Source organism: Pedobacter sp. P26 (assembly GCF_050632135.1).
Taxonomy (GTDB): domain Bacteria; phylum Bacteroidota; class Bacteroidia; order Sphingobacteriales; family Sphingobacteriaceae; genus Pedobacter.
In genome coordinates, this window is the sequence record NZ_CP192574.1 from 5,739,262 (window position 1) to 5,763,331 (window position 24,070).

The following is a 24,070-nucleotide window of genomic DNA, read 5'->3' on the forward strand; positions in this document are numbered from 1 at the left end:
CATTAACTAATACTATATTTTGTTTTGATTAATTTTGTATTCAAATCATATCATATTATGGAGGCGAGGTTAGCAGCAAAAGATCAACGAGTATTGGACAACCTTTTAGAAAAGGTTAAGGAGCAAACCGATTTATTTTTAGGTTATCCGGTATCTAAAGATTTTGATTACCAGTCACTTTCTGATTTTTTAAAATACCCGATGAACAACCTGGGCGATCCTTTCGTTACTTCTACCTATGGCGTTGGCTCCCGGGAGCTGGAAAAAGAAGTAGTCCGGTTTTTGCCGAACTTTTTCGCGCACCAGCTGATAATTGGTGGGGTTACGTTACGAATGGTGGCTCAGAGGGTAATCTCTATGGCTTGTACCTTGCCCGCGAGTTACACCCAAAGGGAATGGTCTATTATTCTGAAGCTACACATTATAGCGTGCAAAAGAACCTGCATTTACTCAATATGTCAAACATCGTTATCCGCACGCAAGACAACGGAGAAATCGATTACGAAGACCTTGAGCACACCATTAGAATGAACCGCCACATGCCTGTTATTATTATGGCCAATATTGGCACTACCATGACCGAGGCACGTGATGATGTGGCCAAAATTAAAGCCATCTTAAAAAAACTGGCTATCCAACACTATTATATCCACGCTGATGCGGCACTTTCTGGTACCTACAGCGCACTGATTGAACCAAGGCCAGCATTCGATTTTGAAGATGGTGCCGACAGCATTGCCATTAGCGGCCATAAGTTTTTCGGCTCGCCCATGCCTTGTGGGGTCGTGGTGGCCAAAAAATCGAACCGTGATCGGATTGCCCGTTCGGTTGCTTACATCGGAAGTGTTGACACCACTATTACGGGATCCAGAAATGGACATAGCCCTCTATTTTTATGGCATACCATTAAACGTTTGGGCATAGCGGGTTTAAAGAGCAGAGCCATACACAGCCTAGCAACTGCAGCTTATACTGAACAAAAACTTAAAGCGCTAGGTATTGCTGCATGGCGAAATGCGAATGCCATTACTGTAAACTTTCCTACACCATCTGCCAGCATCTGCAAAAAATGGCAGCTAGCAGCAGAGCAGGGAAATTCGCATATCATCTGCATGCCAAATGTTACGCAAATGCATATCGACCTCTTGATTACCGACCTTAAAGCCGAAATGGTATTGCAGGATTGATGATCTACAAACATTTCGATAACCTCTGATGTTTAAAACGATATTAGTGATATTCATATTAAAGAGGTTTAAATGAAAATAATAATTGTTGGTGCAACAGGCACACTTGGCAGAAAGGTGGCTGAAGGTTTTGCACCAAAATACGAGGTCATCCGTGTAGGAAATACTAAAGGCGATGTCCAGGTAGATATTACCAGTGAAACATCGGTTAAAAATATGTTCGAGCAAATCGGGGCTTTCGATGCCCTGATCAGTACGAGCGGTAAAGGTCCCTTTGCGCCTGTAAATCAGATGACGGGTGAAGTATTTAAGGGTGGCTTGCTGGATAAACTGTTGGGTCAGGTTAACCTGGTGCTTATCGGTCAGCATTACATTAATAAAGGCGGTTCATTTACACTAACTTCTGGAATATTGGCAGAAAATCCTGTTGCTGCGGGATCAGCACTGAGCACCATAAACGGAGGTTTAAATGCATTTGTTATGGCTGCTGCTCCAGAACTTGAAAATGGAGTTCGTATCAACGCTATTAGTCCTAACGTAGTTGAAGATTCTCCTGCTTATTTCGATTCTTTTCCCGGGGAAATTCCGGTTGCCATGGAGAAAGTGGTTAAAGCTTATGAGAAAAGTGTGCTGGGCATTGTATCGGGCCAGGTAATAAAGGTTTATTAATTATGTTCGGTATTTGAAAAAATCCAGGACGTCGTTTTTCAATAAAAGCTTATTGTAAAATTTTGCTTATTCAAAACCCAAAGTTTTATATAGTCTATATAACAAACTCAAGCATGATAGAAACAGAACGCCTCATTTTAAAACCATTAACGCACGATCAACTTTTAAAATATATTAAAGATGATCATTCTTTAGAACAAGAGTTTGGCCTTCTACCAACCAAGAAAAACATTTCTCCTTCGCTTCAAGAGGCTTTGGAACAAACGATTTTACCTAATGTTTTTGATAAGGATAAAGATTATCTATACCATACTTTATGGACCATCATATCCAAACCCGATCATAGAATTGTAGGCGATATTTGTTTTATTGGCGAGCCAGATCCAAATGGCGAAATCGAAATCGGTTACGGTACTTACGAAGAATTTCGAGGTCGGGGATTTATGACAGAGGCTGTCGGCAGAATCATCAAATGGGCAAAGAAACAACCTAAAGTGAAATCGGTTTATGCCGCCACTACAAAAGACAATGTGGCCTCTTACTCTATTTTAGAAAAAAACAACTTTATCCGTATTGGAGAAGTAGATGATATGTTAAACTGGAAGATTAAGTTGAAATAAGTTTTACCAACTCGGATTATAAATATGTCTGAATAAGAAACCTACGCAGTTACCGTCATCCTGACCTGTAGCGAAGCGGAAAGCTACGAAGTAAACCGAGCCTTGAGCGAGCTCACCGAAGGTAAGTTATTTCAGGATCTATCCAACAAGGTTATTTTTATATGAAAGATGCTGACCACGAAGTAGCTATTAGGCCTTTAAAATCATAAATACTACTAATAAAACAAGTTCAGCAGGACGACTACCCTCTAGTCTTAGCGTCTCGCTAGATATTGATGATTTTATCACAGCATAAATTTCGTTACGAGCCACCTTGATGCACCTTTGAAATGCGCTACAGCACAATCTCAAACAAACTTAAGCTGATTCCCTCATAGTGTTTTGGTAGCCCTTCGGTTTTTTCCATAGTTACTACCCCAACATAATCAAAACCACAACCCGTATAATAATCGAGCAGTTTTTCGTTATCCGCCCAGGTATCCATTCTGATAAATTTAATGTCGTTCTTTTTTGCGTAATCTTTAGCCCATTTGATGATTTCTTTCACAAAAAAATAACCTCTAAATTCAGGATGGGTTACAATTCTATGGATATATATCGCATCATGATCTCGTTCTCCCCAGATCAACGGATCGTTAAACGTAACAGCAAAAACACAGGCAAAAACGCCATCTACTAGGATTTTATACTGACGGCTTTCATCAATCTCGGTTTGTACCATTTCTCTGCTAAAGCCCTGCCAGTGTTTATTAAATACTTTCTTTTGATGGGCAATGGCCATATCGTAAAAATCGAAAATGGTATTGATGTCAGCTGACTGGCTATTTTGTACTTGTAATTGCATGAAGCAAAGGTAGGGGTATTTTCTGACCACTGATAAGGAGGATCGTCCTTTCGAATGGAGTACAGCGAAATGAAGAAATCTTTAAATTATGTTATTGGACAGTTCAAAGATTTCTCCACTACGGTCGAAATGACGGTCGATTAAAATAAAACAGGGCTGTTATGGAATGCAGCCCTGTTTTTAATAGATTGGTTTTTTAGGCATATCGACCTTACGCCCTCCACCTTTAAACCTTCAACCTTACCTTATTTCTGTCTGAAATAAATCTGGATCGGTGCACCGGAAAAATCGAAGTTTTCTCTTAATTTATTCTCGATGAAACGTTTATACGGATCTTTAATGTACTGTGGCAAGTTGCAGAAAAAGGCAAACATTGGCGAAGTAGCATTAATCTGCGTGATGTATTTAATCTTAATGTGTTTTCCTTTTAATGCCGGTGGCGGGAATTTTTCAATCAGCGGCAACATGACATCATTTAATTTAGATGTAGGAATTTTCTTGCTACGGTTTTTATAAACTTCTAAAGCCGCTTCTATTGCTTTAAAGATACGCTGCTTGTTTAATACGGAGGTGAAAATGATCGGCACATCGGTAAACGGACGGATACGCTCATGAATCTGCTCTTCGAAAGCTTTCATGGTTTGGGTATTTTTTTCAATTAAATCCCATTTGTTTACCAGAATTACAATACCTTTTTTGTTCTTCTCGGCCAGGTGGAAAATATTGATATCCTGACTTTCAATTCCTTCTACGGCGTCGATCATTAATACCACCACGTCAGCTTCTTCTAAAGCTTTGATGGTACGCATTACGGAATAAAACTCCAGATTTTCTTTAACCTTTGTTTTTTTCCGTAATCCTGCAGTATCGATCAGCATGAACTCATGACCGAATTGATTATAATGGATTTTAATTGAATCGCGGGTTGTACCTGCATTTGCAGTAACGATATTACGCTCTTTACCAATTAATGCATTAACCAAAGAAGATTTACCCACATTCGGGCGACCAGCAATGGTAATTTTAGGCAGTTGGTTTTCTTCTTCCGGAATATCTTCGAAATTTTTAACTACCTCATCCAACAACTCTCCTGTTCCGGAACCAGTCATTGATGACAGAGGATATACTTCTCCTAATCCAAAACCATAAAAAGTATGGATTTCGTTATATAAAGCGGTATTATCTACCTTATTTGCACAAACATAAACGGGCTTATTACTTCTACGCAATACCTGGGCAATATCATCATCTAAATCGGTAATGCCTGTTGTTACATCCACCATAAAGATTAAAACACTGGCCTCTTCGATTGCAATCATTACCTGCTCGCGGATGGCAGCTTCGTAAACATCTTCTGAGTTGGCTACATAACCACCGGTATCGATTACGGTAAATTGTCTGTCGGTCCACTCACCTACTCCATAATGCCTGTCGCGGGTTACACCGCTGATATCATCTACAATTGCCTTACGGCTTTCGGTTAATCTATTAAAAAGGGTGCTCTTACCTACGTTTGGCCTGCCTACGATGGCTATAATATTACTCATGGTGTTCTTTTGATAGTTAATGGCTTATAATTAATGGTCGTGGTGTTCAGGCAAGCTGCTCAAACTATTTGGCTATCAGCCATTGACTATCAACTACTAACCGATTCATTTCGGGCTGCAAAGGTACAGTTAATTATCGTAACCGAAGCTTTTTAAATAATTCTTTTTACTTCTCCAGTCGGGAATTACTTTTACAAACATTTCCAGAAAAACCTTACTGTCTAAAAATTTCTCAATCTCTAACCGTGCTTCAGTACCTACCTTTTTCAGCATGCTTCCACCAGTACCAATTAAAATGTTCTTCTGCGAATCGCGTTCTACGATAATTTCTGCCGTAATCCTGATCATGGCGCCTTTGCCATTTTTCATTTTCTCTTCTTTAAAACTCTTTACAATAACTTCGGTACTGTAAGGAATTTCTTTCTGGTAATTAAGGAAGATTTTTTCGCGGATAATCTCCGAAACAAAGAAACGCTCAGAGCGGTCGGTCAAATCTTCTTTATCGTAATATGGTGGGTGTTCCGGCAACATTTCGAGTACACGATCCAACAACCCATCTACATTATGTTTATGTAAAGCTGAAATTGCGTAAATAGCAACCGGATTTAACTTTTCCTGCCAGTAAGCAATCTTCTCATCAACCTGTTCCTGTAGTGCTTTATCAATTTTATTAATCAGTACAATTGTTGGAATATCCCGGTTCAGGATTTTCTCCAGCACATCCTCTTCATCGTGCGCTTCATTGATATCGGTTACAAACAAAAGTACATCTGCATCAGTTAAAGATCCGTTAACAAAGCTCATCATGCTCTCTTGTAAACTGTATTTTGGCTTAATTATACCCGGAGTATCAGAAAAAACGATCTGATATTCTTCTTCATTTACGATCCCTAAAATGCGGTGTCTTGTGGTTTGTGCCTTAGGAGTAATAATGCTAAGTCGCTCGCCTACAAGCACATTCATGAGGGTGGATTTACCTACATTTGGTTTACCTATTATACTAACAAAACCTGCTTTATGCGCCATTAAAATATTTTTTAAAAAAATTTGCAGCACAAAGAAACGAATTATATCTTTGCATTCCAATTCGGAAACAGAGTTAAGGATTTAATTCAAAGAAAAAAACGAGTTGTATAGCGTGCGGGGTGGAGCAGTTGGTAGCTCGTCGGGCTCATAACCCGAAGGTCGCACGTTCGAGTCGTGTCCCCGCTACCAAGAAGTTGGGAGTTTCTCCAAACTAAAGACTCCAAAGTCAAAACTCAGATTAATGGCCCGTTCGTCTAGGGGTGAGGACGCCAGATTTTCATTCTGGAAACAGGGGTTCGATTCCCCTACGGGCTACAAGTATTAAAATCAAAACCTTTAAAAAGCTGTAAATCTATGATTTACAGCTTTTTAAGTTTTATAGGCATATCAAAAAGTACGCTAATTCTCCCGTGTCAATGAGTATCTGTTCTGATAAGTACCTATAACGCAATAAAGTCCTGTTAAATAAGGTATAATGCACCATAGAAATTGCTATGGAAGTTTGGATTAGTTGGCCACAATAAATTTGGATGACAGTTGCAGCCCCGAGCCCTTAACAACCAGTATATATAACCCTGGCGAAAGATTAAAGTAAACACGCTTGAATACTTCGGATGGTTGATAATCTACAACATGCTTGCGGCCACTCATATCATAACAATCTACTCCCTCAATAGCAAACGTTAAGGGCACATTAATATTTATATATTGACTACATGGATTAGGAAACAGCAATAAAGCATCAGACCGCAATTCATCTGTTTTGCCGTAACACTCAACGATGCCAATTGACATAGAAGCGGAGTAATCAATTTTGTCAATTGAATTAATATTGTGCCAGGCACCATCATAGACATACATTGTCGACGGACCTGTTTTACCACGATTTGCAGAATGATATACTGCGAACCCATTATGGTTATCATCCATTAATTGGTAGCCAATATAGAAGCCCGAGGTTAACTTTAGAACAGAATCAAGCAAAATATAATTGACCGACCCAGCCTTTAATTCTTTCAAAAAAATGTTCTTTGTATAAATCTCCTGCCCGGGCAGGCTTCCCCGCCCCATATCTTTATTTTTATATTGGAAGTTTGATTAAAAGTTCCTAACCGCGCAATATTTAAGTAAAAACCTGGCAAAAGCAAGTAGCCTGGCGTGGTGAATTTCTCGGCAAACATAACAGAAGCATTTCCCAATAAGTAATCAGAAGGCCTTTCGGTCAGGCTGTAAGCTGTCTTCTCCTTAACTCTGATATGAGACACCGTATCACATTGTTCAGCATTAAACCCATAAGGATCGTAGCCATCCATAAAACTTGCCCCAAGGTGTACAGGATCAAGCAATTCGATCAGCTTATTTCCTATTTTTGCCCTGGAAGTATAAGAAACACTTAACTTATTAAAATAATCGCTACCTTGTGAACTGCAGGAAGAATAGCCACCCGTTAAATTACCCACCAACCTATGCTGTTGGTTGTATAGCGGAGCTCCGGAAGAACCGGGCTCAGTAGTACCAATATTCCATTTAACAACCTGCCATGAAGAATTGGCTTTATAATCCGAATTGAACGTTGCCGAATTAAGCCGATTATAAGTTATAGCAATCTGTTTATACCTGCCACCAGGATGATGAATGCAAACACCAGCTTCGGGTTGAACCTCCCTTACATCCCAACCGGCGTAATAAGGATGAAAAGAGGCTGGAGGCACTTCATTAAGTTTGAGCAGGGAAAAGTCAAGTTTATCAGCTGCAGCCACAAGTTTAGCACCAGAAATGGTCTGGTCGTCGCTGATCGATGTTTGTTCGCAATCATACTCATAATTAAATATAAACACAGATTCTTCTGCATGGCTTTCATCGAAAATAGTATGAAAAGATGTTAGAAGATATGGTTGCTTATCTTTTGATGTATTACCGATAAGTGTACCCGAGCTTAGATTACCATCGGTAATAATTTTACATACAGCCCTTTTGTCGGTTAACCAATTAATGCCATTTTCACAATTTATATTTTGATCGCAATAAGCCTCGGTACTTGCAGAAACTTTTTTGGTTCCTGTTTTAAAAATACCGGTTCTATCTAAATATACTTTGGATAATTGAATACCCCCATAATCAGTTACACCATTAGGTATATTCAATTCCAGCATTATTGTATCTCCGGAAACGGGAGCCAATGAGATGTGACTGCTTACATTGTTTTTTTGATTATACTTTCTGAACTGCCTTAAACCATTGTTATATACGAACAGCGTTACGTCTTTTGATAGTTTCAGGGAATTAAAAGTCAGGTAAATAGAATATGCATTAACGCCATGGATGCCTAAGCGCCAAATTCTGCCATGTGTTGTTTGATCCCAATGTCCTGAATTTGCAGGATTAAGGTTAACATTTACCCTTTCCGCAAACTGATAAGATTTTACACCTGAAGAACTTTGTAATGCGTTATTGCTCAACAACTCTGCTCTTCCTTTGCTACTGCCGCTTAAAGTTTCGTAATTTTCTAAGGGCTTAATTCCGGCAGCAAGGCTCATGGGGATGGCATCATTATAAGTTTGCGCAACCGCACAATAACTACACAAAAGTATTGACAGCAGTACTAAAAAACAATTGCAGATAAGCTTCATAAACATATTAAGATAAAAATCCGCCACATACACTGTCATGAATAAAAATTTGCTTTTTCTTAAATCTTATTATGGAAATATCATGGGCATGAAACAATAATACTTCATGCCCATGAAGGTGATATCCGGCATTTTGTTGCTTACTGCAATAAGCTGTGCTACCAGCTAAAACTGGTGAAAGGTAGTAATACTTTTAGCAGGAAGCGTATACGTAAATGCATTACCCGAAACAGCAACTGATCCTATTGAAGACATGTTTTCATTACTAGATGTACGATGAATATTCAGCGAACCAACGCCACTAACGTTAGCAACCGAAAAAGACTGGCTTACTGCGGAAGTGCCTGTATTAACAGCCACGATGACCAATCCACCTCCCCGGTAGGCTGTTAAATAAACATTAGGGGTAGGATTATAGGTACAGGCTATTCTTTGTTTTCCTGGCCTTATCCATTTGGCAAACTGGCCGCCGGTGTAGCCGGCTTTGTAAATTGTACCACTTTGATTAACCAGGTTAACGCTTGCATCATTGTCATTAACCCACCAAAAGTAGTACGCACTAAATTGATTGTTCATACAATCATTAATGTTTTTAGCTAAAACTAAACAGTTATCCATATTGTCACGGCTATTTTCAACATAGTATTCTGTCATCCAAATGCGTTTTCCTTTATTAAGCGCATTTTGGTGCACATAATTACCACCACCATAAAGATGCCCGGAAACATAAGAAATTTTAACGACAGCGGCTGCATCGTTCAGTGTTGGGTCAGTATAGGTATCGTTAAAATTAATAGCATCAGCACAAACAATGGGTTTGCCAATATTTGATCCGCCAGCTTTAATAATATCACGTATCTGGTTTCCATCCAAATTTCCATCTTCCGAAGAGCCATCAGGCTCATTTTTTATAGATACAAAATCACAGTTTATGGCTGAAGCAGCGCTACCCAGCCAATTGCAGAAATTAATGTACTGGTTAGATGGAATGGTATTGCCTGATCGGTAAGCAGCAGGTATTTTCCAGGGGCAGCCTAATACTTTAGCGCCCCGGACATGTGCCGCAGCGGCATTGTTCGTTTCATCTGCCCACGCATTATTCTGGTCGAAACGAACCCTTAACAAAGAAAAACCCAGTGTATTATAAAGTGCATCATTTTTGGCTGTAGTAAGCGTACCACACCACGCACTGGAAAAGCCCAACCCATCAATGGTTTGATAATAGGTATTGCCATCAATAGATGCCAATCCTTTTAACTGTGGTTCAATATTTTCTTCAATTTGCTCTTTTTCTTTTGAACAGCCGAGTAGTAAAAATACCGTAATAGCGATAACACAAATTTTAAATTTCATAATGGTTTGATTAAGGTTTTTAAAGATAGATAGTCACTAATTTTGATTTTTTTTATAAAGGGTACTTACTTGAATGCTCCTCCTTTCTTTTAGTCTCCGGAATTTTGTTGAATACCATATATACTGACAGATATTTCTGCCTGGTTACCATTTGCAAATAGGTATGTGAATAGCCGTAATCATTCATAACCCTTTTTATTTACAACCATAACCTATTAATTAACATACAAAAATCATACATTTTATAATACTATAACTAAAAATAAAAAATACATATTTGATCGATGTAAAACTGAATACATTTAAACTTAAATCACACGTTTTTAGCCAGTACAAGTAGTTAAGGATATTAAAATTGGCATATTAGTGGAATTTAGAGCATTTACAACCCAAATTAACTATTTGATTAGCAGTTCAAATGTATTGGCTTATAATTTTAGTGTAGGGCAATTTTCATTAAATTAGCAGTTCAAATGTTCAATAACGATAACTTCAATTCTTCGCGCTCAAACAAATTATAACATCTATAAGTTAACTGCATTTATCTTATTAATTATACAAAAGACAATTCCCTACACGTACCAGCTTGTTTAATGCCATTATAACTAAAGCTAACACCAGAAACACTTTGCAGGAGATGCGAAACCGAAATTATTTCCGATGAGATTAAAATTGAGGATCAATTTGGATAGGCAAGTTCTTTTCTTTATTTCCCTTTTACAAGAGCAATAAAAAATCAGCCTCAGCAAAAATAATTCACTAAAAATCAAGCAGATAATTTAAATATCTAATAAAAGTTTGTGAAGCCTTTTGAAAAGCAAAAATATTATATACCTTTGCACTCCTTCAAACAAAGAAAATTTGAAGCTATAGAGTGCGGGGTGGAGCAGTTGGTAGCTCGTCGGGCTCATAACCCGAAGGTCGCACGTTCGAGTCGTGTCCCCGCTACCAAGAAGTTGGGAGTTGAGAGTTCTAAGTTCGGAGTAACTCCAAACTAAAGACTCCAAAGTCAAAACTCAGATTAATGGCCCGTTCGTCTAGGGGTGAGGACGCCAGATTTTCATTCTGGAAACAGGGGTTCGATTCCCCTACGGGCTACGAAAGCCGCTTCTACTTGAAGCGGCTTTTTTTGTCCATTCCATTCTGGAAACAGGGTATGAAATCCGCAGAATCCGCCAAAAGTCAATATCAAATCCGATGATCGACAATCACATGTGTTTTACCAGTAATGGCATTGGTATAAAGATCTAAATCCATACCCGCTAAAACCTCTAAATTTCTCACTTTGTAACCAAACACCTCATTTATCTCCTGAAGCTTTAACTCAATATAGGCTGCTTTATCGTTATTGGCTACATCAGCTATCAGCATAAATTTTATTGCGGTATGCCCTTCATAAGGTGTGATCTGTATCTGAAACCGTTCAACATCTGTTAAAACTGCATTAAAATCATCCAGTTCATAGTTACACTCGTTAAACATAAAAGAATTGGAAGATCTCCCTTTTAATTCCAAATAAGGTTGGCCGTCAACTTCAACCCATTTACCGATATCGCCAGTATTATACCTAAAGATTGGGAAACGCTTACGGAATAGATTACTCACCAGGAGGGAACCATAGCCATCGGCATCCTGATCGTATGGCTCCACTACCAGCCCGTGAATTACCCTGAACAATGATGGCGAACGGCTATAATCGCACCAGGCCCATATCCCGGTTTCTGCAGAACCGTATAATGAATAGATCTGCCGGGTTCCGAAAACATCCTCAAAAAGTTTGATATGTGAGGGCGGCAAAAACTCGCCGCCAAACAAAAGATTTGTGATGGATAAATTAAGCTGATGTGTTTTAAGGTATTGCGCAAAAAGGAATAATTTTGAGGGTGTACCTAATAATAAATTGGGCCTGAAATTCAGCGCCATCTGGTAGGCGTCTTCGTAAGGTAAGCCGGCACTGGCTACCAATGTGGTTGCGTTGCAACGTTCCAAAAGATCGTCCATAATGGCAGCAGTGCGGTACATATCCATATAACCAAACATATTGAGGGCGATGGTTTTTGGGGTAAATACTCCAGCTTGTTTTAATGCGGAGGCCAGTATTGCACGCTGTTCGAGATTTTCTGCAATATCAACCGGAAAAACCAGCGGTTTTTGAGTAGATCCGCCAGAACGCACCAGATAAACACCTTCTTTCTGGCTATGCAGATCAAAATAATCATTTAAAAGATTAATCAATTCCTTTTTACCTATTAAGGGAGCGCTTCGATAATCTTCATGATCAAGATAATAGAACCTGAAAAGATCAGATTGCCTAACAATCTGATAATATTGATTAAGGAGAGGATCGATCATTTTTAAAATTTATCTTTTGATGAGCAGATAGCCAATATATTTCGGCAATAAACTTCGGTAATGCCATAAAAAACGTGCTCTTTGGGTATTGGATGGTAAATTTTGTAAGGCGTGTTTATACCAGCGTTCACCGATCATGCCCATCAGCAGGCGGTCGTGCTTATCTTTACTGTTTACATACCTTGAAATTACCGGCGGCAATTCGATCTGTTTAAAATGGCTATATTTTTTCCTCGAAAGGCTCCCGGAGACCTCGTTAACATAAAGATAACCACCAGTTTGCAGGGCTATTTTACCTGGCACCGAGTTCAGTATTCCTTTTAGTACCCGGTACCAAAAATCGACACCTTCATTTAGCTGCGCTTCTGCCCGGTATCGGTTAGAGGCGATCCATTTACTTTTTACGATTACGTTGCTGCCAACCCCCATTATAAAATGCGGATCGCTAACTGCCGTCAAAGGATTTTTAATCAGATATAGATCTGCATCAAGCGGTTCCAGGTACTTTTTTAATGGCTTCAGGTCAGGATATATCTCATTACCTGGCATAAAAGTGATATTAAGCACCATAAAATCGAGCTGATGCACTCTAAATGCATGTGTTGCTATTTCCAGCAGCTGTGGATGATATTCGTCATCAGCATCTAAAAAACTAACTAATTCACAATGAGTAGCAGCAAAACCGATATTCCGTGCATTACCCGGGCCTTTATTTTCCGCGAGTTCAATTACCAGTATCTTGCAATTGCCAAAGGCGGAAATATGATTACGCAAAAAATCATGGACAATAATAAGGCTATTATCTGTACTTAAGTCGTCGACAATAATCAACTCATCCGGCAGTTTACTTTGCCGGATGAGTGAATTTAACGTTTGACTAACATAATCAGCTTTATTAAACAGGGGTATAACGATGGCATGTGTCATGTTTTATGATGTCGACATCATTGCGGGAAAAATAACTCCCCTGCCCTGGTGAACATTAACCACACTTTCTGCCGAACCGCGGAACAAACCAGGGCCAAAAGACTGGTTATTGTAACACAGCAACATGCCTACTAAATTGATCAGGCTTTTCTCCGGACCACTGCCGTATTTAAACCAGCGTTGGGGTACATATTGCTGTATCATGTATTCTGGCCATTGTTTAGCTATAATATCAGACCAAACAATGGCTTCACATTCACTTTTTACATACATATCAATGCCACGCCCACCACTATTCCGCTTTAATACCCAGTTTAATGAAGAATTGCTTACTTCTATCCTTTTTTCGGGGGTATGTAAGGCATAAGTAGGTATTAAAAAGGAGCGTAAAAAGAGGTATTCTTCTTCAGAAAAGTGATCCCTCATAATCTCTTCATTATACAGAACAGCAAGTATACGCTTATCATGTACCAAGATTAGTGTACGCACATCGTTAAAATAATTTCCCCTGGTGACGATCAACTTCAATACTTCAGGATCAAAATAGCGCAGTTCTTCCCGGTCCATTTCCAAGATAAACTGGTTAACGGCTTTGTCTTGCAACATCAATTCACCATTTTGACAGCTTACCTGAGCAGGGCTTGCAGAAACATAATTCAAGCCCTGTTTACTGAATTCATTTAACAGGTAAAATACCTCTGTACCCTTTTCTTTCTCATGCACCAACACGATAGGTTCATTACTGTTGAAACGGCTAAAAATGGCATTTATAAAGTCACGCTGATGAGGAACAGCCTCCAGTAAAGGCAACCTGCTGTCTTCAGAAATCACGTTAAGGTAATAACTCAACATCCACCCGTTAATAGGGTACCTTGCTCCTATTTCGCAGATTTTAATGCTACCATCTTCAGCCTGTAAAAAATCGGGGCGGTACATGCCTACTTCATAAGGCTGTGCATTTGCGATGTTTAAAATATCGTTCAAGCGCTCATCAAAGTTATAAATGGCACGTATCCGTTCATCGGAAAAATAAGCATTTACAACGCTGGTTAATGCTTTGTTCAAAACCTGGCACAGTTTCTCCATCCGTACAATTTCGTTACGGTTTACAGCAACGGGGACCGGAGAAAATGAATCGGCACCATTACAGGGTATTTCGCCCAAGTGTTTCATCAGTAATTCATTCAGTGTTTCCCTGCTACAGATCGTGTGTTCTTCTACAAGCTCGCCTGTCATAATTTATGCCATTTCTTCTTCAGACATTACAGGTTCCAGACTAGCGCTAATGGTTTCCATAACTACAGCTTTTTTACTCAAATAATCGGCAACGATTTCGCGTAAGTCATAATCAGCCAAATTTACATCCATTGCCTTAAGATAATAATTGATGGCGTTAACAGCATAAAAGAAATGGTTTTTCTCAGTTGGTCCACAGTGTACGGTTATCCAGGCTAAAGTATGTTTTAGGGTATCTTTATCAAAGCCAAAATCATCTTCCAGCCAACGCGTAAACTTCGGTAATATAAATTCCACTTCTCCATGAGTATAAATTTCATGTACCAGTGTAGTTAAAAGGCCGATCAATAAATCTTTATTACGCAATGAGTTCTGGTCTTTCCAATATTTAAAAGCACGGGCACTTGGATCAAGGTATTGCCTCAACAACCATCCATCATCGCCGCAGGTATTTGTGGCCATGGTGTAGAACAAATCAGAATGTAATACTTTACCAACAACAGCCAGGTCTTCATCAACAATCCTGTTCAGACTTGCTACCGATCTGAAAAGCTGCGCTTCATCTGGTACAGGTATGTTTTTATGGATCAGCATGGTCATGCGGTTACTCAATCCGGCAACAGTAACCGCACTATTATTGGTTTGGCTCCAGCTATGAAAAAAAGGTTTGAGGTGATCCCTATCATGCAGAATTGCTGTAAGTTTCACAAAACTTTCTTCAATTGTTGTAAAATGTTCAGCTTGTTGAGGGAAATAGGCCAGGAGTTGGTGCTTCAATGGAGATTCTTCCATCCCTTCGAGCACAGGAATAATAATTGACAGTAAATTTTTCACAATTGTTTGGTTTAAGGTTTATTAAAAATGTAAGTTAATACAGATAAAAATATTCTTATTTTGTTTTAAACATTAAAGACTAAACGAGAAATTAGCTTGTTATTACTACATCAAATTATCAGATCTAATCAATAATATCGAAAAGCAAAACACAATTCAAATAATTGATAAACAAATAAATACAGCTAAATATTAAAATTAAGAAATAATAATCGGAATAACTGATGGAAGAGCGTGTTGCATTTTGATTAGCGTTTTTAAAGTTTGAGGCGATTGAGATGTATTTGGTTTATACATAGATACGGATTTTATTTTTAATAAAAAATAGACAAAATAAATATCTTTAAAAATTACACAATAAACATTTATTAACCACAACAAAGTAATATATATAATACATAACACCACTTTGTTTGTCCATATGATTTAAAGGTGATGCCCCATTTACATCCCACCTGATGAAATTCTAAGCAATAAAAACTTATGCCATGTTAAGTATCAAGGTAATTTAGCTAACAATAAAAAGCCTAAATGATAATATTTTTCTTAGTATTGATAGAATTAACTGGGATCCAAATCAGAAATCTAAATAAATGTTAATGATTTGGAAGATTAGAGATTACTTTATTCAAAAAAATGCTGTTACAACTCAGTTTTTATATAAATTAGTATAACTAAACGACGATGGATAAGTGAAGTCTATACCCATTACTGCCGAAAAGGAATTATTAATTGGATTAAAGCGCGGGGATAAGGTCGCCTTTAAACAGTTATATCAGTTATATTCGGGTAGACTCGCCAGTAAATTGATTTATCTGTTAAAATCAGAAGACTTAGCCCAGGATATCTTACAAGATGTATTTTTAAAGATCTGGATCAACCGTGAAATGATTGATACCGAACTAAGTTTTGTTGCATTTCTATATAAGATTGCTACAAATCTGTCAAAAAATGCGATTCGAAAAAACGTTTATGATCAGATTATGCGCCATGAAGTTGGCCAGGAAGAGGTTTATCATCCTATGGAAGAGGATGATGAGGCAGAACAAGCAAAGGTCATTCTAGATCAGGCCATGGATCAGCTAACAGACAGGCAACGTGAAGTATACACTTTACATAAACTGGAAGGACTCAGTTATCAGGAAATTAGCGAAAAACTGAATATCAGTCTTTCAGCTATTAATCATCACATTCAAAAAGCCAACAAACAATTAAAGGCAATACTAAAATCGAGGTCGTTTGAGTTATTTATTCTCCTGCTACCCACCATATTAAAAAAATAATTCAATTAGAGGTGCTATTTTTTCTTTTTCATGTGTATTCTATTTAAAAGGGATGATTTTTCTCTAGTTTACCATGAGCAAACCAAACAGAATTAAGTTTTTATTTGATCAGTACCTAAATAATGCCATCACAAAGGATGAATTGGCAGAACTTAATCAACACCTTCAGGATGATGAGCGCCAGTCACAGCTTGACGAGGTAATTAATGGCTATTTTAATTCAACATTTCACTCAGCTCACCCAAAATCTAAAGCCATTGGCGATCTAGCATGGAATGAAATAGCTCAGGCAATAGAAAAAGTTCAGCCTAAGCAGCGGAAATTGTTTTCTTCTCTACAATATATTGCAACCGCAGCCGCCGTCCTGATTTTTTTATTTACAACATTTTTTATCTACAAATTTATTGACCATAAAGATTCTCTTCGGAAAGATATTGCGCATGATATACTTCCAGGTACTCATCGGGCAACGTTACAGGCCGCTAATGGTAAAATCTATCAGTTAGAGGGCAGTAAACAGGAGATTATTACTGATGAAAATACGATCCGCTACAAAGATGGCGCATTGCTTGAAAAAGAAGATCAAATTCAGAATTTTACTTTATCTACTCCAAAAGGCGGGCAATACAGAATCACTTTAGCTGATGGTACCAAAGTATGGCTTAACGCTGCCTCGTCGATATCTTATCCAAGTGCATTTGCAGGAAAAGAAAGAAGAGTTGTTGTTATGGGCGAGGCCTACTTCGAAGTTGCCCATAATGCTCAAAAACCTTTCATTGTGAGTACCCAAGTGCAGGAAATAAAAGTTTTGGGAACAGCCTTTAATGTTAATGCCTATCAAAATGAAGGAGTAACGGTTACCACACTTGTCCATGGTCGCGTGCAACTCAACGGTGCTTATATTTCAAAAGCAGCGTTTTTGAATCCTGGAGAACAATCAGTATTGAACCAAAATGCTTTCCAGATTACACCCGTTGATGCAAGTTTTTACACGGCCTGGAAAGATGGAGAATTTATTTTTAAAGCTACTCCGCTTACAGAGGTACTTCGCCAGATAGAGCGTTGGTACAACCTGGATATAGATTACAGTGGCATACCTGATGATATCCAGATTCACGCCTCTATACAGCGGAACAGGCCATTATCTGCCGTACTTACTGCACTTGAAAAAATCACTAATCTAAAATTTGATGTCCAAGGAAGGAGGATGAAACTGATGAGATAAATTATACTCAACAGGCTGACCAAGGGTAAGGAGAAAACTAATCCATCCCAACAGCCTTAAAACCTAAAACCAATCAACAAACCATAACCAACAAACTAATCAGATTATGAACGACTTCCTTTTTCGTAAGGAGCATAGCCGGCGCATGCCCGGTAATGAAATGGATGGCAGTATCGTCAAGACCCATTCGCCGTTTTCTTTTCAATGGATCATCATTTTATTTTTCGTGTTCGCTATTGCATTATCAAACCAGGCATATGCACAAACCGTAACGCTTGATCTTAAAGATGCCTCTATTATACGTGCAACAGCAGAAATAAGCAAACAAACCAAGTATGACTTTACCTATAACGATCTCATTTTAAAAAAGCAAAACCGGTTACCATAAAACTCGTTAAAGAACCACTAAACAGTGCCTTGAAAAAGCTGCTTTCGGGTCAGGCGCTTGATTTTGAAATTAAAGACCGGATTATCATCATTACAGAAAAAAAGTTAGTCAGGCTAACAATACATTTAAGGAACTTACAGGTCCGGTAAACGGAACCGTGGTTAATGAGAATGGCAAACCCATTGAAGGGGCCTCGATAAAGGTGAAAGGGACCAGTTTCTATACTAAGACTGATCAGAACGGAAAATTTGTAATACCGGGCCAATACGCCAATGAAATGCTCGAAATCAGGCATTTAGGCTTCTCCCCTATTGAGATTTCTGCGGTACGGGCGCGGGTAGTTTCACTTAAAATGACTTCATCTGATCTGGAAGATATTATGGTAAATACAGGTTATCAGCAAATTGATAGCCGGCAGCTAACCAGTGCCATTACCAGCAAAAAGATGGAAGAACTTCTTACACCCGGTGTGAATACCATTGATAAATTATTGGAGGGCAGAATACCCGGACTTGTTTTTATGCAGAATTCAGGACAGGTAGGCGCAGCACCTAAGCTTAGAATCCGTGGAACATCCACTATTTTAGGTAACCGCGAACCACTTTGGGTACTAGACGGAATTGTACTTCAAGACCCTGTAAATATTGATCCAAAATCAATTAATGACCTGGATTTTGTGAATTTACTCGGAAATGCCATTGCAGGATTAAACCCTGAAGACATTGATCAGATTGATGTACTTAAAGATGCTTCTGCCACAGCTTTATATGGCGCCAAAGCAGGTAATGGCGTAATTGTAATTACCACAAAAAAGGCAAGCCTGGTAAACCGACTATTTCTTATTCAGCTAATACTACATTCAACAGACGCCCACGTTATTCAGACCAGAACATGAACATGATGAATTCTGAGGAACGAATGGATGTTTCAAAGGAAATGGTAGAAAGAAGAATGCAATACAACAATGTAACCCAGTTTTCAGGCTATGAAGATGCCCTTCAACAATATTATAAAGGAACCATCAATTATAACGAATTTAAACGCCAGAGCGATTATTATGCCAATATCAATACAGATTGGTTAGGTTTGATTACTCAAGATTCTTACTCCCAGAATCATACCTTAACCTTATCCGGAGGTTCTAACCGTATTAAGTTTTATTCTTCTTTAGGTTATTTGAATGAAAATGGAACCATTAGAGGGGAATACAATAAGCGGTATTCATCAGTGGTGAATGTAACAGCAGATTATGATCAGTTTCTGGCGCAAGTAAGCTTTACAGGTAACTATTCTTCGAGGAATTATTCACCAGCTGATCTGGGTATTATGAACTATGCCTATAACACCAGCAGGACATTGCCTGCTTATAATCCGGATGGTAGCTATTTTTATTACCCGGTTACCACCCCAGCTGGTCAGATTTTTAATTACAATATCCTAAGGGACAAAGACTACAGCGCTGATCATACCGATTTGCTTGCAAGTAATTTAAAGGCCTTAATAAGATTAAAAATCACTCCGAAGTTTAACCTGGAAGGTACCTTTGCCTATGCCATAAGTAATAATGACAGGCAACTATATTATACAAAAGATTCTTACTATATCAGTAAGCTTCGGGCTGACTATAGCTTAAGGAGTGATTTAGCTCCGGTAGGAGGTGAATGGACAAAAAATGAAGTTCGTAATAACAACTATACAGGCCGTTTACAGGCAAATTATGCAACCACATTTGGTTTAGAAAAAAGACATTCCCTTACCATTTCAGGAGGCACGGAGATAAAATCAAATGAATACAGCGGCTTTGACATCACAAGAAGAGGATATTTCCCTGAAATGGGTGGCTACTTTGATATTGTACCTACTACTTACACAGGCTATTATAACCAATGGATGTCTACCAAGCCTGCTTTAGGCTCATTCAATCGTCAGCTTACTAACGAGTTTGCCTGGTATGGTACAACGGGGTATTCTTACCGTGATAAATATATTTTCAATTTTCATATTCGTGGTGAACAATCCAACCTATTTGGAACACGTTCAAATAATAAATTGCTACCTATTTATGCCTTCTCCGGTAGGTGGAACATGAGAGAAGATGTTGCCAGAAATGCTTCGTGGGTAAATGATCTTGCTTTAAAAGCATCCTGGGGATGGCAGGGAAATATGCTTCCAGGGCAGTCGCCATATATGATAATTAGACAAAATGCTTCTACTGATCCTTACTATAATGCTCAATTTGCGAATATTTCTAATTATCCAAATCCAGATTTAAGATGGGAGCGTACTTCATCCTCAAATATTGCCTTGGATTTTACTTTGTTTGGTAATAAAGTAACTGGATCCGTGGGTTATTTCTATAAAAAGAACTCAAGACGCATTTCTTAATAAAACAGTATCAGAAATCAATGGGGTTCAATCTTACGTAATCAATAGCGGAACAATAGAAAACAAAGGAGTCGAGGTAGCTTTAAGCGTTACCGCCATTAATAATGTGGGTATGGATAAGTCTAAACGCGGTTTTGTTTGGCGTTTCGATCCACAATTGGGTCAGGTGTTGAATAAAATTATTAACCAGGCCATCAATAATAGGAATAACGTTCTTATTGACAATATCGATTATTCCAATTACCTGAGCGGTAATATTCAGCTTGCAGGCAAACCTATTAATACCTTTTATTCTTACAAATTTAAAGGCTTAAGTCCTGTTGATGGCTCTCCAATTTTTTATGGTTTAGAGAATGAAAGTTCGGTGGCATACCAACAACGCTATTTAAATATGGATAGACAAGACGTTTACCTCGAGATCATGAGTGAATCTGGTCGTCGTGAACCCTTTATCCAGGGTGGCTTATCCAATTACTTTGGATATAGAAATTTTGGATTATCGTTTAACCTCTCTTATTCTTTAGGAAACAAAATCAGACTGATGAAAATTGCTTCAGGTTATGCCACTACCAGTGCCTATCCGCAACAGAATCTGCGTAAAGAATTTGTAGATCGTTGGCGCAGACCGGGTGATGAAGCTTACACCAATATTCCAGGACTACAGGTTTCAAACAATGTGATTAATGCCTGGTGGCAAAACTATCCGGCAAGCAGTCTTCAACTGGGTGGAAGTGCTTATGAGATGTACGATAATTCTGATGTGAGATTGGTTAGCGGAGATTACTTAAAATTGCAATCAGCATCTTTCCGATATACTTTTTCAGAAGCTGTAATACGTAAATTAAAATTAAGTTCGGCATCTGTTAGCCTTACCGGAACAAATTTATTCACCCTCAGCAATAAAATGTTAAAGGGACAAGATCCAACTCAATCGGGTTCTACGCCAAACATCAATCTATCAGTTAGACCAACCTATTCAGCTAGTATTAATGTTTCATTTTAAAGAAAACAAACTATGAAATATCTTTTAACCCTTTTAGCTTGCCTTTTGCTGCTGAGCTCCTGCAGCAAGTTTTTGGAAGAATATTCTACAGATCAAAAATACCTGGAAACCACCGACGACCTGAATAAGGTGATGATTGGTGAGGCCTTTATGAATAATGTATATAGTTTATCGATCTATAATCCGGCAACCATGGGAAGCATCTCTTCAGAGACTGACCTTTCTACACCATGGCTCCATGTGATGGATGATGACAGTGAAGCATTTGTGCTTGGCGCTGCTGACAGAGATCAGGCTACTCCGCTTTACATGCTTTCTGGATTTCACAACTGGGGACAAAATCCTACAGTCAACATTTTGGGCTTCTCCTGGACTGATGTGATGTGGAAAAAAATTTACAAACGCATTGGTGCCATCAATGCATTAATTTTTCAGGCTTCAGAAATTGCAGCAAAAAACCAGGCAGATGCAAACCTGCAGCATTTACGTGGTGAAGCCTATTTTCTTCGGGCCTATTATTATTTCTTACTGCAAAATATTTATGGTTCTCCTTACCGTAAAGCAACCGCTTCAACAGATGAAGGTGTACCGTTGAAGATTTCGGAAAAAGTAGAAGATATCTATTTCAAAAGAAACAATAACGAAACCGTTTATAAACAAATTGAGGCAGATCTTAATCAAGCCGCAGACTACCTTCAAGGCTATAATCCCACTAATAAAATTAGGGTAGGTATTGCGGCTGTTAAATGTTTGCAAAGCCGGATATATCTATTTACCGAACAATATGATAAAGTATTACAGGTGACTAACGGATATGAAAATATGGGTTACAGCATTATTGATTTAAAGCGTTATGTAGCTAACAGTAATTTTACTTACCGCAGCTCTACAGAAACCATATTTACCATGGGGACAAATGCTGTGCCGGCAGTTTTCCTTAATGATTCATTGTCATCTTATGCTCCTGTCAACCGTCTTGCTTCTGGTTTTAAGGCTTCTGATGATCTGATACAGAATTTTAGTACTAATGATCTGCGCTTAAATGCCTTTTTTATGCTATCGGCAAAAAGCAAAGCTTTTCTTCCGGCTAAATGGCGTACCTGGCGAACTTATAATGACCCCGAGCAGGTATCTTGTATTTTTTCTTTCCGTTTGCCAGAAATGCTGCTCAACCGCGCAGAAGCGCAAGCTATCCTTGGTGCTGATGGTGAAGCCTGGAGTGAAATTCAGAAATTGCAGGCGATGCGCTTTAGCAATAATTCAGGCAGTCAGCAACCGGCATCCAATCTGACCCTGGTTGAGTTTATCCGGAATGAACGTAGACGAGAGTTGTGTTTTGAAGGCCATCGCTGGTTCGACCTGAGGAGGTATGCGGTGAATTCTAAATATCCACTGGGTACAGATTTTAAGATCAAACACCCTACTTACAATTATGATGCGCAAAGTAATAGTTATACCCGCGCCGGATATTATGTGTTAAATTCTATTGCTCAAGATCAAGCCAGCTGGCAGGTACCCATCCCTAATTATGCCATAGAATTTAATAGGGGATCATTAACTAACCCCATTCGCAGTGTACGTAATATTCAACCTTAACCTGATCAAGATGAAAAATATCTTATTCATTATAGCAGCATGCTACACGCTTGCGCTGGTTTCCTGCAGAAAAGAGCCTTTTACCGAATTTCCTGATTATGATAAAAATTGGTTGGCCATGGAGGATAACCCCAATGACCCAACAATTCATGCCAATTTTCAATTTTATAAAGAAACAGGGATCCCGGTATTTGTTAATGACACCATTGGTACTCAAAAGCGTGTAGACGTTTTCGGTAAAACTTATACCCATTATGAAATTTTATCATTAAGCTATTCGCTGGGCGGTATACCAAGTGGTCCGCCACCTGCGGTACAGTCGTTCACCTATTGTAATAAAGCAGATGTTCCGGCAGCGTTGACCTTCTTACGGAATGAAATTATGCCTATAATAGGGAAAATACATGTTCCGAGCATTCTTTTAGTTGAAAATATGAATACAAATGCCTTTGGAACATATGCTTACAAAGGTTTCAATACCGTTGCTATTGCACAAATTTCCAAAATTTCAACGATGAGCCAAGCCACAAAAGTGACCTATAAAGCTGCCATTTTGAGGGCCATCCTCACGAATGCCGTATTAGATAGTAAATATGCCGATATCCTGGATAAATTTTATGGAGTATCGCGGAAGTTTGTACCCACCCGAGACGCTTATGGACTATCTACTTTTTATTTAACCAGCACCTATGTTACTGGCCTACCGTCGGGTACTCCGCTCACTTTACAGGCCATTGGCTTTCTTGGGGCAGATACCAGGATATCGAACTCCTCACCCATTTCTACCTGGCTTGACGTATCAATGTACATTGAGGCTGCCATGGCAAACACTGATGCGGAATTCAAACAAAAATATACTGCATATCCTAATATTCTGATCAAATACGCTTACATCCGGCAAATTCTGACTGGTATCGGCATCAAACAATCTTAATAAATACTTCATCAAAAACAATTACAAACTA

The 24,070-nt window shown here is 38.7% G+C and carries 21 protein-coding genes and 4 tRNA genes; 15 read left to right on the forward strand and 10 right to left on the reverse strand.

The window, feature by feature from the left end; all coding sequences use genetic code 11:
• Positions 1-194 precede the first annotated feature (194 nt).
• From ACQ86H_RS26690 to ACQ86H_RS26700, 3 genes are all read left to right on the forward strand, one after another.
• Positions 195-1,187, forward strand: coding sequence for a histidine decarboxylase (locus ACQ86H_RS26690; protein WP_431295483.1), 993 nt, complete (start codon positions 195-197; stop codon positions 1,185-1,187).
• Positions 1,188-1,259: 72 nt separating this feature from the next.
• Entirely contained in the window at positions 1,260-1,856 is a 597-nt protein-coding gene (locus ACQ86H_RS26695) for a short chain dehydrogenase (RefSeq protein ID WP_431293047.1), read from the forward strand.
• Between the two features lie 113 nt (positions 1,857-1,969).
• Complete coding sequence (locus ACQ86H_RS26700; protein ID WP_431293048.1) at positions 1,970-2,476, forward strand: GNAT family N-acetyltransferase; 507 nt, start codon at positions 1,970-1,972, stop codon at positions 2,474-2,476.
• 334 nt (positions 2,477-2,810) lie between these two features.
• Here ACQ86H_RS26700 and ACQ86H_RS26705 read toward each other — a convergent pair whose 3' ends face one another.
• The 3 genes from ACQ86H_RS26705 to era form a co-directional block, all read right to left on the reverse strand.
• A complete protein-coding gene (locus ACQ86H_RS26705) occupies positions 2,811-3,320 on the reverse strand; it encodes a GNAT family N-acetyltransferase (RefSeq protein ID WP_431293049.1) in 510 nt (169 codons plus the stop codon).
• A gap of 245 nt (positions 3,321-3,565) precedes the next feature.
• The gene (gene der / locus ACQ86H_RS26710; RefSeq protein WP_431293050.1) at positions 3,566-4,867 is read right to left on the reverse strand and encodes a ribosome biogenesis GTPase Der; all 1,302 of its coding nucleotides are present in this window, start codon (positions 4,865-4,867) and stop codon (positions 3,566-3,568) included.
• Between the two features lie 129 nt (positions 4,868-4,996).
• Complete coding sequence (era, locus tag ACQ86H_RS26715) at positions 4,997-5,893, reverse strand: GTPase Era (protein ID WP_431293051.1); 897 nt, start codon at positions 5,891-5,893, stop codon at positions 4,997-4,999.
• A gap of 113 nt (positions 5,894-6,006) precedes the next feature.
• Between era and ACQ86H_RS26720 the strand changes: the two genes are divergently transcribed.
• Together ACQ86H_RS26720 and ACQ86H_RS26725 are read left to right on the forward strand one after the other, a co-directional pair.
• Positions 6,007-6,082: transfer RNA gene (locus ACQ86H_RS26720), tRNA-Met, on the forward strand.
• Between the two features lie 54 nt (positions 6,083-6,136).
• Positions 6,137-6,208, forward strand: a tRNA-Glu gene (locus tag ACQ86H_RS26725).
• Between the two features lie 192 nt (positions 6,209-6,400).
• On the opposite strand, the gene ACQ86H_RS26730 is transcribed toward ACQ86H_RS26725, so the two are convergent.
• From ACQ86H_RS26730 to ACQ86H_RS26740, 3 genes are all read right to left on the reverse strand, one after another.
• Positions 6,401-6,964, reverse strand: coding sequence for a T9SS type A sorting domain-containing protein (locus tag ACQ86H_RS26730; protein WP_431293052.1), 564 nt, complete (start codon positions 6,962-6,964; stop codon positions 6,401-6,403).
• Positions 6,910-8,430 carry a trypsin-like serine peptidase gene (locus tag ACQ86H_RS26735; RefSeq protein ID WP_431293053.1) on the reverse strand — a complete coding sequence of 507 codons (1,521 nt, stop codon included), beginning with the start codon at positions 8,428-8,430 and terminating at the stop codon, positions 6,910-6,912. Before ACQ86H_RS26735 ends, ACQ86H_RS26730 begins: the two co-directional genes overlap by 55 nt.
• A 258-nt stretch (positions 8,431-8,688) precedes the next feature.
• A complete protein-coding gene (locus tag ACQ86H_RS26740; protein WP_431293054.1) occupies positions 8,689-9,876 on the reverse strand; it encodes a hypothetical protein in 1,188 nt (395 codons plus the stop codon).
• Positions 9,877-10,751: 875 nt separating this feature from the next.
• On the opposite strand from ACQ86H_RS26740, the gene ACQ86H_RS26745 reads away from it, so the two are divergent.
• A tRNA-Met gene (locus tag ACQ86H_RS26745) sits at positions 10,752-10,827 on the forward strand.
• A 75-nt stretch (positions 10,828-10,902) separates the two neighbouring features.
• A tRNA-Glu gene (locus ACQ86H_RS26750) sits at positions 10,903-10,974 on the forward strand.
• Positions 10,975-11,064: 90 nt separating this feature from the next.
• Here ACQ86H_RS26750 and ACQ86H_RS26755 read toward each other — a convergent pair.
• Genes ACQ86H_RS26755 through ACQ86H_RS26770 form a run of 4 tightly spaced genes read right to left on the reverse strand, consistent with a single transcriptional unit; the run spans position 11,065 to position 15,225 of the window.
• Complete coding sequence (locus ACQ86H_RS26755; protein WP_431293055.1) at positions 11,065-12,228, reverse strand: AMP-binding protein; 1,164 nt, start codon at positions 12,226-12,228, stop codon at positions 11,065-11,067.
• Between the two features lie 9 nt (positions 12,229-12,237).
• Complete coding sequence (locus ACQ86H_RS26760) at positions 12,238-13,155, reverse strand: glycosyltransferase family 2 protein (protein ID WP_431293056.1); 918 nt, start codon at positions 13,153-13,155, stop codon at positions 12,238-12,240.
• Between the two features lie 3 nt (positions 13,156-13,158).
• Positions 13,159-14,391, reverse strand: a complete 1,233-nt coding sequence (locus ACQ86H_RS26765; RefSeq protein WP_431293057.1) for a hypothetical protein — start codon at positions 14,389-14,391, stop codon at positions 13,159-13,161.
• Positions 14,392-14,394: 3 nt separating this feature from the next.
• Positions 14,395-15,225, reverse strand: a complete 831-nt coding sequence (locus ACQ86H_RS26770) for a hypothetical protein (RefSeq protein ID WP_431293058.1) — start codon at positions 15,223-15,225, stop codon at positions 14,395-14,397.
• A 692-nt stretch (positions 15,226-15,917) separates the two neighbouring features.
• On the opposite strand from ACQ86H_RS26770, the gene ACQ86H_RS26775 reads away from it, so the two are divergent.
• From ACQ86H_RS26775 to ACQ86H_RS26810, 8 genes are all read left to right on the forward strand, one after another.
• Entirely contained in the window at positions 15,918-16,508 is a 591-nt protein-coding gene (locus ACQ86H_RS26775; RefSeq protein WP_138819620.1) for an RNA polymerase sigma factor, read from the forward strand.
• Between the two features lie 73 nt (positions 16,509-16,581).
• Positions 16,582-17,733 carry a FecR family protein gene (locus tag ACQ86H_RS26780; protein WP_431293059.1) on the forward strand — a complete coding sequence of 384 codons (1,152 nt, stop codon included), beginning with the start codon at positions 16,582-16,584 and terminating at the stop codon, positions 17,731-17,733.
• Positions 17,734-17,839: 106 nt separating this feature from the next.
• Positions 17,840-18,121, forward strand: coding sequence for a hypothetical protein (locus tag ACQ86H_RS26785; protein ID WP_431293060.1), 282 nt, complete (start codon positions 17,840-17,842; stop codon positions 18,119-18,121).
• A gap of 157 nt (positions 18,122-18,278) precedes the next feature.
• Positions 18,279-19,016, forward strand: coding sequence for a TonB-dependent receptor plug domain-containing protein (locus ACQ86H_RS26790; RefSeq protein WP_431293061.1), 738 nt, complete (start codon positions 18,279-18,281; stop codon positions 19,014-19,016).
• A 2-nt stretch (positions 19,017-19,018) separates the two neighbouring features.
• Positions 19,019-20,506 (forward strand): hypothetical protein, encoded by a 1,488-nt coding sequence (locus ACQ86H_RS26795; RefSeq protein WP_431293062.1) that lies wholly within the window; start codon positions 19,019-19,021, stop codon positions 20,504-20,506.
• A gap of 112 nt (positions 20,507-20,618) precedes the next feature.
• Positions 20,619-21,509, forward strand: a complete 891-nt coding sequence (locus tag ACQ86H_RS26800) for a hypothetical protein (RefSeq protein ID WP_431293063.1) — start codon at positions 20,619-20,621, stop codon at positions 21,507-21,509.
• A 12-nt stretch (positions 21,510-21,521) separates the two neighbouring features.
• The gene (locus tag ACQ86H_RS26805; RefSeq protein ID WP_431293064.1) at positions 21,522-23,105 is read left to right on the forward strand and encodes a RagB/SusD family nutrient uptake outer membrane protein; all 1,584 of its coding nucleotides are present in this window, start codon (positions 21,522-21,524) and stop codon (positions 23,103-23,105) included.
• A 10-nt stretch (positions 23,106-23,115) separates the two neighbouring features.
• Positions 23,116-24,039, forward strand: coding sequence for a hypothetical protein (locus ACQ86H_RS26810; protein ID WP_138819616.1), 924 nt, complete (start codon positions 23,116-23,118; stop codon positions 24,037-24,039).
• The last annotated feature ends 31 nt before the right edge of the window (positions 24,040-24,070 follow it).